Below are 14,250 nucleotides of genomic sequence, written 5' to 3' on the forward strand. Positions count from 1 at the left end.
TGGTTTGTAATGTGAATGCTATTATTGAAAGTTTAAGATTAGTCCAAAAAGACTAGAATTACCCGCTAATGTGTATCGTGAATATGAATAATTAAATTTTAATCGGTTCATTTTTAAACCAAATCCTAAAGAGATTCCTGAAAAATTACGCTGATCATTAATTCTCAATTCTTCTGCTCTTCTAAAGTTATAACCAAAACGTAAATTAACTGCTTTTTCCGGAAAAAGTTCAAAGCCAAAAACTACATGTCTTAAAGCATTATTTACAAAAGAAACTTTCTCCTCACTTGTTGATCCGTCAATATTGGTTTCGCCACGCACCGGATTCGAAAAAGCAACATTCCATTGCTGTAAATTCTCTAAAGATAAATGCCAGCGCAATGGCACATGTTCTAATTCTTGTGACACTCCGGCAATAATTTCAAGCGGCAATTTTTCATGTATTCCTGAATATGTTGTAAATTGAGTTCCAACATTTCGAATTACAAATGCCAAATTTAAATCATTTTCTTCCATTATGTACAAAAAACCTAAATCGATCGCTCCTCCAAAAGAGTTATAACTTTCTAAGGTCGAAGTTATTAATTTTGCATTTACTCCAACATGAACATCCGTAAACGGTATATTATAAGCATAACCAAATGATAACGCTGCTTCACTACCAGTAAAATCTGAAGTAGATTGACCTTCTTCATCATAACCTTCAAATGTTCCGTAATTAATATAACTTATTCCGGCATAAAAAGTCTGCACATGTCGATCATAAGTATAAGCATACGAAGCAGTTCCATAAGAAGCTTCTCCATAATAACTACCGTAATTCATAGCCAGATGATTGTCCATATCCTGATTTAAAGTAGCAGGATTAAACATGACCTGATTAACATCTTCATCATAAATCGTTATCGTTTTGCCACCTAACGCTGCCTGTCTTGGTGATGTCGTTAAATTTAGAAATTGATAAGTGGAGCGCCCTCCAATTTGCCCGAAAGAAGCCGAACAAATTAGTACCATTAAAAATAAAACAAATTGTTTTACCATGTTTTTTAGGCGTTCCTATTTGGGAATAACGCAAATACAAAGATAAAATTATATAACTGAAAAAATAATTTTTATAATCACCTGTAAATCAATAGTAATGCGTGTTTTTTGTAGAAATATTCCTAAACAAAAAAAGAAGCACTAGTCAGAAAAAATTCAATTATAATAAAAATTCCAAACTCCAAAACTGAGATGATCAGCTTGGAATTTGGAATTTTTTATTGGAGTTTAATTGAAACTTATTTCAATTGTTTTGCATTTTTTGCATTTTGATCTGTTATAGCTAAAGCTAAAACTTCGCTCATTTCTTTTACATAGTGAAAAGTCAGGCCTTCTAAATATTCTGCTTTAATTTCATCGATGTCACTTTTGTTTTCGTGACATAAAATGATTTCTTTAATATTAGCTCTTTTAGCGGCAAGGATTTTTTCTTTAATTCCGCCAACTGGTAAAACTTTACCACGAAGCGTAATTTCACCTGTCATAGCAAGACTTTTCTTCACTTTCTTTTGCGTTAATAATGAAACTAAAGAAGTTAACATTGCAATACCGGCACTTGGTCCGTCTTTTGGCGTTGCTCCTTCCGGTACGTGTAAATGGATATTATATTTTTGAAATAACTCAACACTCAAACCAAGTTTTTTAGCATTTGCTTTAATGTATTCAAGAGCAATCGTTGCTGATTCTTTCATTACATTTCCAAGGTTTCCGGTAATGGTTAAAGCACCTTTTCCTTCAGAAATTAAAGATTCTATAAATAAGATATCTCCGCCAACGCTTGTCCAGGCTAAACCTGTAACAACTCCCGCAACATCATTATTTTCATATTTATCACGCTCAAGTCTTGGCACACCTAAAACCGTTACAATATCTTCATCTGTAACTTTTTTATTGTACTCCTCATCCATCGCAACTGCTTTTGCCGCATTACGAATTACCTGAGCAATTTTAGTTTCTAAGTTACGTACACCAGATTCACGTGTATAACCTTCAACGATTTTTTCTAATTGTTTTTTACCAATTGTCAAATCTTTTGCTGTTAATCCGTGAGCTTCTAATTGTTTTGGAAACAAGTGTCTTTTTGCAATTTCTACTTTTTCTTCAATCGTATAACCTGACATTTTGATTACTTCCATTCTGTCACGCAATGCTGGCTGAATTGCTGACATATTATTTGAAGTTGCGATAAACATTACTTTCGATAAATCATATCCCATTTCAAGGAAATTATCATAAAACGAACTGTTTTGTTCCGGATCTAAAACTTCTAATAATGCCGAAGACGGATCACCGCTGTTACCGCTTGATAATTTATCAATTTCATCTAAAATAAAAACCGGATTTGATGTTCCTGCTTTTTTCAAACTTTGAATGATTCGGCCGGGCATCGCACCAATATAAGTTTTTCTGTGTCCGCGAATCTCTGCTTCATCGCGCAAACCACCTAATGAAATACGCACATATTCACGTCCCAAAGCTTCGGCAACAGAACGTCCAATAGATGTTTTACCAACTCCCGGAGGACCTGTTAAACAAATAATTGGCGATTTCATATCGTTACGAAGTTTTAATACTGCCAAATGCTCAACCATTCTTTTCTTAACTTCTTCAAGTCCAAAATGATCTTTATCTAATATTTTCTGAGCGTATTTTAAATCAAATTTATCTTTAGAATATTCTCCCCAAGGCAGTTCTAAAAATAATTCTAAATAATTTCTCTGAATTCCAAAATCAGGCGATTGCGGATTCATTCTTCGCATTTTAGACAATTCTTTTTCGAAATGCTTTTGCGTTTTTTCGTCCCATTTTTTGGTTTTCGCCTTCTGCCCCATTTCGTCCATTTCCTCTTCTTGCGAAACGCCTCCCAATTCTTCCTGAATGGTTTTCATTTGCTGATGAAGGAAATATTCACGCTGCTGCTGATCTAAATCAAAACGAACTTTTGACTGAATGTCATTCTTCAATTCTAATTTTTGCAACTCTACGTTCATATAACGCAGGGTTTCAAGTGCTCTGTCTTTTAATCCGTTTATCGATAATAAACCTTGTTTTTCTTTTACGGATAAATTCATATTCGAAGAAACAAAATTGATCAGGAATGATTGGCTTTCAATGTTCTTAATCGCAAAAGTGGCTTCTGATGGAATGTTTGGGCTTTCTTTTATGATTTGAATCGCCAGTTCTTTTACAGAATCTAAAATCGCTGTAAATTCACTGTCGTTTTCTTCCGGACGTGTTTCTGAAACTTCCTTAATATGAGCTGTCATGTAAGGTTCTTCAGAAACTACTTGGTCAATTTCGAAGCGTTTTTTTCCTTGCAAAATAACAGTAACGTTTCCGTCAGGCATTTTTAAAACACGCAGAATTCTGGCTACAGTTCCTATTTTATGAATATCGTCTTTTGACGGATCTTCATCTTCTTCGTTAATTTGAGAAACAACACCGATGATTTTTCCGCCGGCATTGGCATCATTAATTAATTTTATAGATTTATCTCTTCCTGCAGAAATTGGAATAACTACACCCGGAAATAAAACGGTATTACGTAAAGGTAAAATTGGCAAGGAAAGCGGAAGCTCTTCATTGTTCATTTCCTCTTCATCTTCTGGAGTTAATAATGGAATTAATTCGGCTTCTGAATCAAATTCTTGAAGTGACAGATTGTCAATGGTAAGTATTTTATGATTTGACATAATAATATATAAGTCGTTTTGTCATTAAAAGTTAAATCCTAACTGCAAAGTTAACCTTAAATATAGCAGTTTTTGTTAAAAGTATAATAAGTGTTTCGTTTACATGATAGGCGGTAAAAATAGACAATCATTATGCCAAATGCAAAAGAGTCAGTTTTGAAAATCTAATTAATTCATGTTTCCAGTTTAATAATTCAGTAAATCAACTTATTCTAAAAAAATTTAAATATAATCCCTACGGGATATTTTTATTTAGCACATATCTATTCATTACCAATATTTAAATCCTAAAGGATTATCTCTTATTAATCATAATTTAATTGGAAAACTTTTTTCTATCACTATTTAAATCCTTAAATTTTATATCTCGTAGAGATTATATATTGGTAAGAAATAATGTAGAAACAAAATATTGTCCTCGTAGGGACTACATATCATGAACAAGTAATCTGAATTAATTAACGGCGGATTTACAGTTATTATCAAAAAAAATAAATTTATTTTTATCAAAAGTGTAACAAACCAAAAAAAGCAAAGTCATTATATAAAACTAGCAATCATTACTTGAATATAACCAATCAAAATATCGAAGAATTAATTGCGCTTTGCAAATCAAATAATCAAAAAGCGCAATTTGAAGTTTACAATCGATACTGTAAAGCGATGTATAATGTGGCTTACAGAATTGTAAAAGATGAACATTTTGCACAAGACGTCATGCAGGAAGGTTTTTTGAAGGCTTTTACAAAAATTAACGATTATAAACAGGAAGTCGCATTTGGAGCCTGGCTTAAAAAAATCATTATTAATTATAGTATCGATTTTTATAAAAAGAACAATGCTTTCCAGATGGAAGACCTGAATAAAACACTTTATAAAATAGAAGAAAACGACACTTTTTTTTCTGAAAATATCGACTTGGATTCACTTAAAGTGAAACAGGTTTTAGATGCTATTTCAGGCTTAAAAGATAATTACCGAATGGTTTTAACGCTCTTTTATATTGAAGGTTACGATCAGGAAGAAATTAGTGAAATCTTAAATATTAGTTATGCCAATTGCAGGACTACATTAAGCAGAGCTAAAGAAAATTTACGAAAAAAATTAGAGGACATATGAAAAAGGAAAATGACAATTTAGACGAGTTATTTAAAAAATTTGAAAATCAATGGGATGTTCATGAAATAAGTTCAGATCATCAGTTGGATTTCTTTAATAAACTAAATAAAAAGCAACCACGGAAAAAGAATTATGCCGTTTGGTCTATTGCTGCCTCAATTGCATTGTTGTTGGGAATCTCTGTTTTTTACAACAATAATGAAAAACCAAGAGAATTTAAATTTGCATCACAAGAAACCAAACGTACGGATTCAATTTTCAATATTTTGATTGACAATGAGCTAGTTAAATTAAAAGAAAAAAGTTCTCCGGAAAATGAACAAATCATAAACGATGCTTTAAAGCAAATGAAAGTTTTTGACGCCGATTATGAAAAAATCATAAAAGAGGTTCAGAAAAACGGAGAGAACAAACAAATTATTTATGCAATGATCAGCAATTTGCAAACCCGAATTTCTTTTTTGCAAACGGTTTTGCAGCGTATTGAAGAAAATGAAAATCTAAAAAACACTACTCATGAAAAAACATTATAACATACTTATTTTATTCATCTTAATTCCTTTTTTAGGATTTTCAAATGATGACACGGTAATTTCAAAACAAAAAAACATCAAAAAAACATATATCGTAAACTCAAACGCGGGAATTGATATTGAAAATAAATATGGAAATATTACAGTAAGTACCTGGGATGAAGACAAAATCGACCTTGACATTACCATAAAAGTATCCGGAGGAAATGAAAATTGGGTAAATGAAAGACTAAATAGTATTGATGTTGACATTACTGCATTAAAAAGTATGGTTTCGGCAATAACAAAACTTGGAAATTCTTCTATAAAAAGTAAAGGAAGCAGTAATAGTTTTGAGATAAATTATGTGATTAAGATTCCGAAAAACGGAACTGTAAAACTGGATAATAAATACGGGAATATTACAACAATTAACATAGATGGAGCTACTGATATTTCATGCAAATATGGTAAAGTAACTTTGGGCAAATTAAACGGATCGACCAATCGGGTTCATATAGAATATTGCCAAAACTCGACTATTGACTATATTAAAAATGGAATTATTGAGGCTCGTTATTCTGGTTTGAAAATAAATGATTCGGGCAATTTAAATTTAGATACAAGTTACACGGATTTAGCTATTGCTGACGGTCAGAATATAAAATATGATTGTAATTACGGAACTTTTAAGTTTCAAAAAATCAATTCGTTTTCCGGTTCAGGAAATTATCTGACGGTTAATATTGCCGAAATCTCAAATAGTGTAAATCTGGATACTAATTACAGTAAAATAAATATCTCTACAATAACAGATAAAGCAAATAATGTCAATATAAACTCCACTTATTCTGATGTATCATTGGGATATGACACTAATTATTATTTTGACTTTGACATTAATACGAGATATGGAAATATAAAAAGTGATAATTCTTTAGATGTTTCTGTTACTGAAAATAAAAACACAAGCAAGAGAATCAGCGGATACAACAAGAAAAAAGGCCAGAATAAAGTGGTGGTCAATTCAAATTACGGCAGTGTATCATTAATCAAAAAACAATAACTTAATCAATCAAACAATGAAAAAATCAATTCTATTATTAGTTTGCGGTGCATTTTTAGTAAGCTATTTTGCTCATGCGCAATGGTCATCAAATGACAAAAATAAAATTAAAGGAAATGGCAAAGTGGTTACTGAAACCCGAAATACGGGCGATTATGATGCCATTAAAGTTGGAGGTCCTTTTGATGTAAATCTAGTTGCAGGCAAAGAAGGGAAAATTACCATTAAAGGAGAGGAAAACTTATTATCTGCCATAAAAATTGAGGTTGAAGATAACGCCTTGAAAATTTATGTTGACAAAACAGTTAATATTCGCTCAAGCGCAGGAAATAAAATTGAAATTACAGTTCCTTTCGAAAAAATTTCTGCTGTAAGTCTGGCAGGATCGGGAGATATTCAAACAAAAGATCAAATTAAAAGCGACACTTTTGCAGCAAAACTATCGGGTTCGGGAAATTTTAATTTAAATGTTAATTCTAACGATTTTGATCTGAGTTTAAGCGGATCAGGAGATGTAACCCTGAAAGGCTCTGCAGATAAGTTTACAACAAAACTTGCAGGATCAGGAAACGTAAATGCATCTGATTTAAAATCTACAAATGTTGATGCCCATGTTTCAGGGTCAGGTAACAGTATTGTAAATTGTGAAGGAAGTTTAACGGCCAGAGTTGCTGGTTCAGGAAATATCAAATATTTTGGAAATCCTGAAAAACGTGACGTAAAAGTTTCTGGATCCGGAAATATCACAAAAGGATAAATTCAGTAAAGCTCAATAATAAAAGAATTTCAAAAATCATTCAATCAGATTTTAAAAAAAGAACAGTCAGTTTCTTTTATTATTGAGTTTTAAAATATTATAAAAGGAAAAATCAAAGGTGTTTTATTAATTTAAAACGCCTTTTTTTGGCACTCTGCGTAACAATAATACTCCAATAGCAAAGAATAAAGCCAAAATTACAATCGAAAATCTCGGACTTCCTGTAATTTGATCGATAATTCCATAAACACACATTCCGATAACGATTCCTATTTTTTCTGAAACATCATAAAAACTGAAAAAAGATGCAGTATCTTCTGTTTCAGGTAATAATTTCGAATATGTTGAACGGGATAATGCCTGAATTCCTCCCATTACAAAACCAATTAAAGTCGCCATAATATAAAAGTGAATTGGCAGTGTGATAAAATAAGCCAAAATACAAAGTACAACCCAAACGCAATTGATAACAATTAGCGTAGGTATGTTTCCAAATTTTGCTGATGCTCTTGATGTTAAAACTGCCCCAACAATGGCTACTAATTGTATTACTAATATACAGATAATTAAACCTGTTGTACTTTCACTTTTCGAACTCCATTGAATTTCCTGAGCTCCAAAATAGGTTGCTACAATCATAACGGTTTGAACTGCCATGCTATAAACAAAGAAACTGCCCAAATATCGTTTTAGAGAAATATTTTCTTCCAGTAATTTCCAAACTTTTTTCAACTCTTTAAAACCATTAAAAACGACATCTTTGGTTACTTTTTGATCTGAATTTTTATTTCCTTTTGGCAGATAAAAATAAGTATACTGACTAAAAAGTATCCACCAAAAACCTACCATTAAAAAAGAATAACGCATAGCTTTCATTGCAGCCTCACCTTCAGTTCCTGTTATTCCAAAAATTTTAGGCTTCATGATCATCGCAAGGTTGATAATCAATAAAACAACACTTCCAACATATCCTAAAGAATATCCTTTGGCACTTAATTTATCCTGCTGTTCAGGAAAAGCAATATCCGGTAAATAAGAATTGTAAAAAACCAAACTTCCCCAAAAACCAATTAATCCTAAAAAATAGAAAAGTAATCCTATGTATATATTTTCGAGGTTAAACCAATATAAACCCATACAGGATATAGCTCCCATATAGCAAAAGAATTTCATAAACGTCTTTTTATTCCCTACATAATCAGCAATACCAGATAATAAAGGCGAAATAAAAGCTACAACCAAAAATGCGGCGGCGGTGATAAAACTAATTAAGGCAGAATTTTTTAAGTTCATTCCGAAAACATCAATATAATGATCTCTGTCTGAAAATAATGCTTCATAAAAAATTGGAAATACTGCTGATGATATAACAAGTGGATAAACTGAATTCGCCCAATCGTAAAAAGCCCATGCATTTAATAATTTTTTGTCTCCTTTAGGTAAATCTGCCATATTTATGATTTTGATTGCTAAATTATTTCTTTTTTTTGAAAGTTATGCAGAATCTATTGAAATCGTGTATTAATAAATCATTACTTAAATTAACTAATTGATACATTGCATACTACAAATAAAAAAGCCATTCCAAAAAGGAATAGCTTTATAAATAAAAGACATATTTTTTTATTATCTGATAACACCAACTTTTGCTGCTGTAGCTCTTGCATCAGGGATTAATGCTTTAAGATTTGCAATTCTGGTTGCATCAGACGGGTGTGTGCTCATAAATTCCGGAGTTCCTGATCCGCCTGATTTAGCCGACATTCTGCTCCAAAAAGCAATGGAATCATCTGGATTATATCCTGCAATTGCCATAAGTGTTAAACCTATTTTATCGGCTTCACTTTCATTGCTTCTGCTAAATGGCAGCATCACTCCTACTTCACTTCCAACTCCATAAGCCTGAGAGAAAATTGCTCTTGTAGACTCCGATTTTCCGCTTGTTGCAGCGTCTAAAGCTACTCCGCCAATTTGTTGTAATTGAGCGGCACTCATTCTTTGTGCTCCGTGATTTGCTAATGCGTGCGAAACTTCATGTCCTAAAACAGTTGCTAAACCGGCTTCATCCTGAGTAATTGGCAAAATTCCTGAATAAACTACGATTTTACCTCCCGGTAAACACCACGCATTTACTTCTTTATTTTCTACCAGTTTATATTCCCAGCGATAATCTTTTAGATATTGGGTTTGCCCTAAATAAGTTAGGTATCTTTCTGCCGCAGCTTTAATTTTACTACCTACCAGATCAACTCTTTTAGCATCTGCAGTTCCTGTGATTACTTTATTTTCTGCAATGAATGCATTATATTGTTGAAATGAAGTTGGAAATAATTCACTGTTTGAAACAAAATTTAAAGTTGATTTTCCTGTTACAGGATTTGTTGCACATGCAGCCAGTAAAAAAGCCGCAAAAGCAGTTAAGAAAAAGTAATTTTTCATGATCATAAGATTTTAATATTGAATAAAAATACAACTTATTTTAACAGGTATTTTTATATAATTAAATCGAAACGTATCATAATTAATATTATTGTCCTATAATATGAAGTTCAGTAAATTCTTTATCAACTATTAAAAAACCATTTAACTCAAAAGCGATCTGATCAAATTCAACTTTTTCGTTATCAATCTCAATTTCAGTTACTTTAAATGGTAAACCAATCAAGTTTATTTTATACTTACTATAAGGTGTGTCGTATTTTCCTTCTTTATGCAATTGAACAATAAGTTCTTTTTCTTTTCCGATAGTTTTAAAAGATAAAAAACTATAACGCCCTTTTTTATAATCATATCCATCCTGAGCATCTTCATAAACAACTGATTTTTCTTTACCATTTTTAAAATATAAATCCAACGTTAATTCATCGAATTCAAGTTCGCCAACATATTGCTGAACCGGATATTTAGGAATTATTGCGCCTGCTTTTACAAAAACCGGAATTTCATCAAATTTGGTATCTATCCAAACTTCTCTTCCGCCAATTGCAAATTCATTGGTCCAATAGTTATACCATTCGCCTCTTGGTATATACATACGTCTGCCTAAAGCATTAGGTTCAAGTATTGGACATACTAAAATTTGATTTCCAAAGATAAATTCATCATTGCGATAATGCGTCTGCGTATCGTCCTGATCGTAATAAACCAGTGGTTTTAACATCGGAATACCTTCTTCTATATATTGCCAGAACATGGTATACAAATACGGCAATAACTGGTAGCGGAGACTCACAAATTTGCGGGTAATATTAATTACTTCTTCATCAAAAGCCCAAGGCTCCTGATTGCCGTGATCTCCGGAAGAATGTGTTCTGCAAAAAGGATGAAAAACACCTAACTGAATCCAACGCGCATATAATTCGCCTGTAGGCTGTTCTGCAAAACCACCAATATCAGAACCTGTAAAGCCCATTCCTGAAATAGACATTCGTTGAACCTGAATATTTGCAATCCATAAATGTTCCCAGGTTGCTACGTTATCGCCTGTCCATGAAGATGTATAACGCTGTGCACCGGAATAAGCCGATCTTGTAATGACAAATGGCCGCTTAGGATATGTAAAACGTTTTACACCATGATAGGTTGCGCGCGCCATTTGTGTACCATAAATATTGTGTGCTTTTCTATGACTACAAGGATTTCCATCATAAGAATGACGAACATCCATAGGAAAGGTTTTATTTGGAACTTCCATTACAGCGGGTTCATTCATATCATTCCAAACACCTTTTACACCAATATCTGAAATTAATTCTTTAAATAAACCAGCCCACCATTCTCTAACTACGGGATTTGTATAATCCGGAAAATTACATTCTCCAGGCCATACTTTTCCTTTCATATACGGTCCGTCAGCTCTTTTACAGAAATAATCTTTTTCCAGCGCTTCTTTATAAACCCAATAGTCTTTGTCTATTTTAATTCCCGGATCGATGATAACGATTGTTTTAAAACCATCTTCGGCAAGTTCTGCAACCATTCGCTTTGGATCAGGAAAATATTCGTTATTCCAGGTAAAACATCGAAAACCTTCCATATAATCGATATCAAGATAAATGGCATCACACGGAATTTTTAATTCTCTAAATTTTGAAGTGATTTCTTTTACTTTACTTTCCGGATAATAACTCCATTTGCATTGATGATAGCCAAGAACCCAAAGCGGCGGCAATTCTGGTTTACCCGTCAAATCAGTATAAGTGGTTACAACATCTTCCATTTGCGGACCATAAATGAAATAGTAATTCATTTCTCCGCCTTCTGCCCAAAAACTGGCAACGTTTCTTCTTTCCTGACAAAAGTCGAAAAAAGTCCTGAATGTATTATCAAAGAAAATTCCGTAGGATTGTTTGTTGTGCAAACCTATATAAAAAGGAACTACCTTATACAGCGGATCCTGTTCTTTTTGAAATGCATATTGGTCTGTAGCAAAATTTTCTAATCTTTTGCCTTTTAAATTCATTTGAGTGGCTTTATCGCCAAGACCGTAAAAACATTCGCCATCTTTTGAAGATTTACTCATTTTTACGATATTTCCGCCATATTCATAACTTTCTTCCCAATGAAAACCAAGTTCATCTTCAAGAATTAAAAAGTCATTCAAGTCATAAATAGACAAACGGAGATCACGTTTTTGAATTTTACATTTTACTTTACTGGTTCTTATTTGAAAATAAGTTTCCTCTTCAGTCAGTTCCAGAAAATTATAACCATGTAATTGCGTTTTATCAATTGCATACGAAAAATCATTACTAAAATATCCTTTCGTTGTAAATCTAAATCGGATTAAACTGTCTCTAAGAATAGTGACTTTTAAGATTACTTTATTGTCTGTATTAAAAAAGATAGTATCTCCTTCATGTTCATACGAAACAATTTTTGATGGATATAAATCGCCTTTATATTCTAATGCCGTATTTGTAATCATATCGCTAATGAATTAATTATAATAACGCTAATCTCTATTTCAAACATAAAAAAAACTTGGTAAGCCTCTATGAATAAACAGATTATTCACGAAAACGTTTTTTCTGAATGAGTATTAAATTACGGCTCAAAAAAACAGCAAATTGATAATTTGAGAACGCTAAACTGATAAAATTGTAATACACAAATAATTTCTTTTTAAACAAAAGAATAAACGGTAACGCTTAAAGGAGGTAAAATTAATTCGACGGAATAATCTCTGCCGTCATAAGGAACAGATTCAACTTTTAATGTGTTCGAATTCCCCACTCCGCTTCCTCCATAAATGGTTGCATCACTATTAAAAATTTCTTCTAATTTCCCTTTTTGCGGAATTCCAATCCTGTAATTTTCCCGAACTACTTGCGTGAAATTACAAACAACAATTACATTTTCTTTCGGATCATTTCCCTTTCTGATATAAGACAAAACAGCATTTTGATGATCTGAATAATTAATCCACTCAAAACCTTCTCCTGTAAATTGTTTTTCATACAATGCAGGACTCGATTTATACAATTGATTTAAATCTGTAACAATCTTTTTTATTCCGGAATGATAATCATATTGAAGTAAATGCCAATCTAAACTATTCTCGAAATTCCATTCATCACTTTGTCCAAATTCTGAACCCATAAATAATAATTTTGTTCCGGGATGTGTAAACATATAACCGTACAACAAACGTAAATTGGCGAATTTTTGCCATTCATCACCGGGCATTCTATTCGCAATAGATTTTTTTCCGTGCACTACTTCGTCATGCGAAAATGGCAGCATAAAATTTTCTGTAAAAGCATACGTCATCGAAAAAGTCAAATCGTTTTGATGGTATTTTCTATAAACAGTTTCTTTCTGAAAATACTTCAATGTATCGTGCATCCAGCCCATCATCCATTTCATTCCAAACCCTAAACCTCCTGTAAATGTTGGTCTGGAAACCATAGGAAAAGAAGTACTTTCTTCTGCAATAGTTTGAACTCCATTAAAATTAGCATAGATTACTTCATTAAATTCTTTAAGAAAACTTATCGTTTCAAGGTTTTCTCTTCCACCATAAATATTAGGTTCCCACTCGCCTTCATTTCGTGAATAATCAAGATATAACATCGAAGCTACAGCATCAACTCTCAAAGCATCAGCATGATAATGTTGCAGCCAAAAAACAGCATTACTAATTAAAAAAGCACGAACTTCATTTCGCCCGTAATTAAAAACTAAACTTTTCCAGTCAGGATGATACCCTTTTCGACGATCCGGATGTTCGTATAAATGTGAACCATCGAAGAAACCTAAACCATGCGCATCATCAGGAAAATGTGACGGAACCCAGTCTAAAATCACCCCAATACCAGCCTGATGCAGTTTATCAACTAAAACCATAAAATCCTGTGGTTTCCCAAAGCGGGAAGTCGGCGCAAAATACCCTGTTAATTGATAACCCCACGAAGGATCATAAGGATATTCCATAATTGGCATAAATTCTACATGTGTAAATCCGGTTTCTTTTACATAATTAACCAAATCGTCAGCAAGTTCTAAATACGTTAAAAACCTGTTATCTGCACGTTTCCAGGAACCAAGATGAACTTCGTAAACCGAATAAGGCTTATCAAGTCTATTCGTTTCCTCACGCAATTTCATCCAGTTTTCATCTTTCCACTTATAATCCAAATCCCAGACAACAGAAGCTGTATGAGGTGGTTTTTCGCAATATAAAGCAAAAGGATCTGCCTTTTCTGTTACAACTCCATCAATATTAGACTGAATTTTATATTTGTAAAGCGCGCCTTTTTCAACATTTGGAATAAATCCTTCCCAAATACCCGAAGAATCCCAGCGAACCTGAAGTAAATGCTCGCCTTGTGTCCAGTAATTAAAATCACCAACCACAGAAACCGATTCTGCTGTTGGAGCCCAAACAGCAAAATAAACACCTTTTACTCCATTAACTTCAACTAAATGTGCTCCTAATTTTTCATATAATTTGAAGTGTTTTCCCGCTTTAAATAAATCTATATCAAAATCAGTAAATAGAGAATATGTGATTACTTTGTTCATATTTGTTTTTATAATTGGAATTTGGGATTCTTTTAT

10 protein-coding genes are annotated in these 14,250 nt (G+C 32.6%); 4 read left to right on the forward strand and 6 right to left on the reverse strand.

All coding sequences use genetic code 11. The annotated features are described in order from the left end of the window. Nucleotides 1-21 precede the first annotated feature (21 nt). Together porQ and lon are read right to left on the reverse strand one after the other, a co-directional pair. On the reverse strand, nt 22-1,041 hold the full coding sequence (gene porQ / locus OLM54_RS06460) for a type IX secretion system protein PorQ (protein ID WP_264537774.1): 1,020 nt from the start codon (nt 1,039-1,041) through the stop codon (nt 22-24). A 239-nt stretch (nt 1,042-1,280) separates the two neighbouring features. After that, nucleotides 1,281-3,734, reverse strand: a complete 2,454-nt coding sequence (gene lon, locus OLM54_RS06465; protein ID WP_264537775.1) for an endopeptidase La — start codon at nt 3,732-3,734, stop codon at nt 1,281-1,283. A 564-nt stretch (nt 3,735-4,298) separates the two neighbouring features. On the opposite strand from lon, the gene OLM54_RS06470 reads away from it, so the two are divergent. From OLM54_RS06470 to OLM54_RS06485, 4 genes are read left to right on the forward strand one after another with little or no spacing between them, the layout of a single operon-like run. Beyond that, complete coding sequence (locus OLM54_RS06470; protein WP_264537776.1) at nt 4,299-4,853, forward strand: RNA polymerase sigma factor; 555 nt, start codon at nt 4,299-4,301, stop codon at nt 4,851-4,853. Next, nucleotides 4,850-5,386 carry an anti-sigma factor gene (locus OLM54_RS06475; RefSeq protein WP_264537777.1) on the forward strand — a complete coding sequence of 179 codons (537 nt, stop codon included), beginning with the start codon at nt 4,850-4,852 and terminating at the stop codon, nt 5,384-5,386. Before OLM54_RS06470 ends, OLM54_RS06475 begins: the two co-directional genes overlap by 4 nt. Then, nucleotides 5,370-6,431 (forward strand): hypothetical protein, encoded by a 1,062-nt coding sequence (locus OLM54_RS06480; protein ID WP_264537778.1) that lies wholly within the window; start codon nt 5,370-5,372, stop codon nt 6,429-6,431. The genes OLM54_RS06475 and OLM54_RS06480 overlap by 17 nt, the downstream gene beginning before the upstream one ends. A 16-nt stretch (nt 6,432-6,447) precedes the next feature. Then, nucleotides 6,448-7,188 (forward strand): head GIN domain-containing protein, encoded by a 741-nt coding sequence (locus tag OLM54_RS06485; protein ID WP_264537779.1) that lies wholly within the window; start codon nt 6,448-6,450, stop codon nt 7,186-7,188. Between the two features lie 126 nt (nt 7,189-7,314). Here OLM54_RS06485 and OLM54_RS06490 read toward each other — a convergent pair whose 3' ends face one another. The 4 genes from OLM54_RS06490 to glgB all read right to left on the reverse strand — a co-directional run bounded on the left by OLM54_RS06490 (nt 7,315) and on the right by glgB (nt 14,214). After that, nucleotides 7,315-8,640 (reverse strand): MFS transporter, encoded by a 1,326-nt coding sequence (locus OLM54_RS06490; protein ID WP_264537780.1) that lies wholly within the window; start codon nt 8,638-8,640, stop codon nt 7,315-7,317. Nucleotides 8,641-8,814: 174 nt separating this feature from the next. Continuing rightward, nucleotides 8,815-9,627: a M48 family metallopeptidase gene (locus OLM54_RS06495; protein WP_264537781.1), complete on the reverse strand. Its 813-nt coding sequence runs from the start codon at nt 9,625-9,627 to the stop codon at nt 8,815-8,817. 88 nt (nt 9,628-9,715) lie between these two features. Further along, nucleotides 9,716-12,115: a glycoside hydrolase family 31 protein gene (locus OLM54_RS06500; RefSeq protein ID WP_264537782.1), complete on the reverse strand. Its 2,400-nt coding sequence runs from the start codon at nt 12,113-12,115 to the stop codon at nt 9,716-9,718. Nucleotides 12,116-12,312: 197 nt separating this feature from the next. Beyond that, on the reverse strand, nt 12,313-14,214 hold the full coding sequence (gene glgB / locus OLM54_RS06505) for a 1,4-alpha-glucan branching protein GlgB (protein ID WP_264537783.1): 1,902 nt from the start codon (nt 14,212-14,214) through the stop codon (nt 12,313-12,315). Nucleotides 14,215-14,250: the final 36 nt, after the last annotated feature.

Source organism: Flavobacterium sp. N1736 (assembly GCF_025947065.1).
In the GTDB taxonomy this organism is placed as follows: Bacteria; Bacteroidota; Bacteroidia; order Flavobacteriales; family Flavobacteriaceae; genus Flavobacterium.

What these genes read in the sequence shown, in the direction of transcription:
- lon (WP_264537775.1), bottom strand. Translation starts at nt 3,734, where the DNA reads ATGTCAAATCATAAAATACTTACCATTGACAATCTGTCACTTCAAGAA.
- porQ (WP_264537774.1), bottom strand. Translation starts at nt 1,041, where the DNA reads ATGGTAAAACAATTTGTTTTATTTTTAATGGTACTAATTTGTTCGGCT.
- OLM54_RS06495 (WP_264537781.1), bottom strand. Translation starts at nt 9,627, where the DNA reads ATGAAAAATTACTTTTTCTTAACTGCTTTTGCGGCTTTTTTACTGGCT.
- OLM54_RS06475 (WP_264537777.1), top strand. Translation starts at nt 4,850, where the DNA reads ATGAAAAAGGAAAATGACAATTTAGACGAGTTATTTAAAAAATTTGAA.
- OLM54_RS06485 (WP_264537779.1), top strand. Translation starts at nt 6,448, where the DNA reads ATGAAAAAATCAATTCTATTATTAGTTTGCGGTGCATTTTTAGTAAGC.
- OLM54_RS06480 (WP_264537778.1), top strand. Translation starts at nt 5,370, where the DNA reads ATGAAAAAACATTATAACATACTTATTTTATTCATCTTAATTCCTTTT.
- OLM54_RS06490 (WP_264537780.1), bottom strand. Translation starts at nt 8,640, where the DNA reads ATGGCAGATTTACCTAAAGGAGACAAAAAATTATTAAATGCATGGGCT.
- glgB (WP_264537783.1), bottom strand. Translation starts at nt 14,214, where the DNA reads ATGAACAAAGTAATCACATATTCTCTATTTACTGATTTTGATATAGAT.
- OLM54_RS06500 (WP_264537782.1), bottom strand. Translation starts at nt 12,115, where the DNA reads ATGATTACAAATACGGCATTAGAATATAAAGGCGATTTATATCCATCA.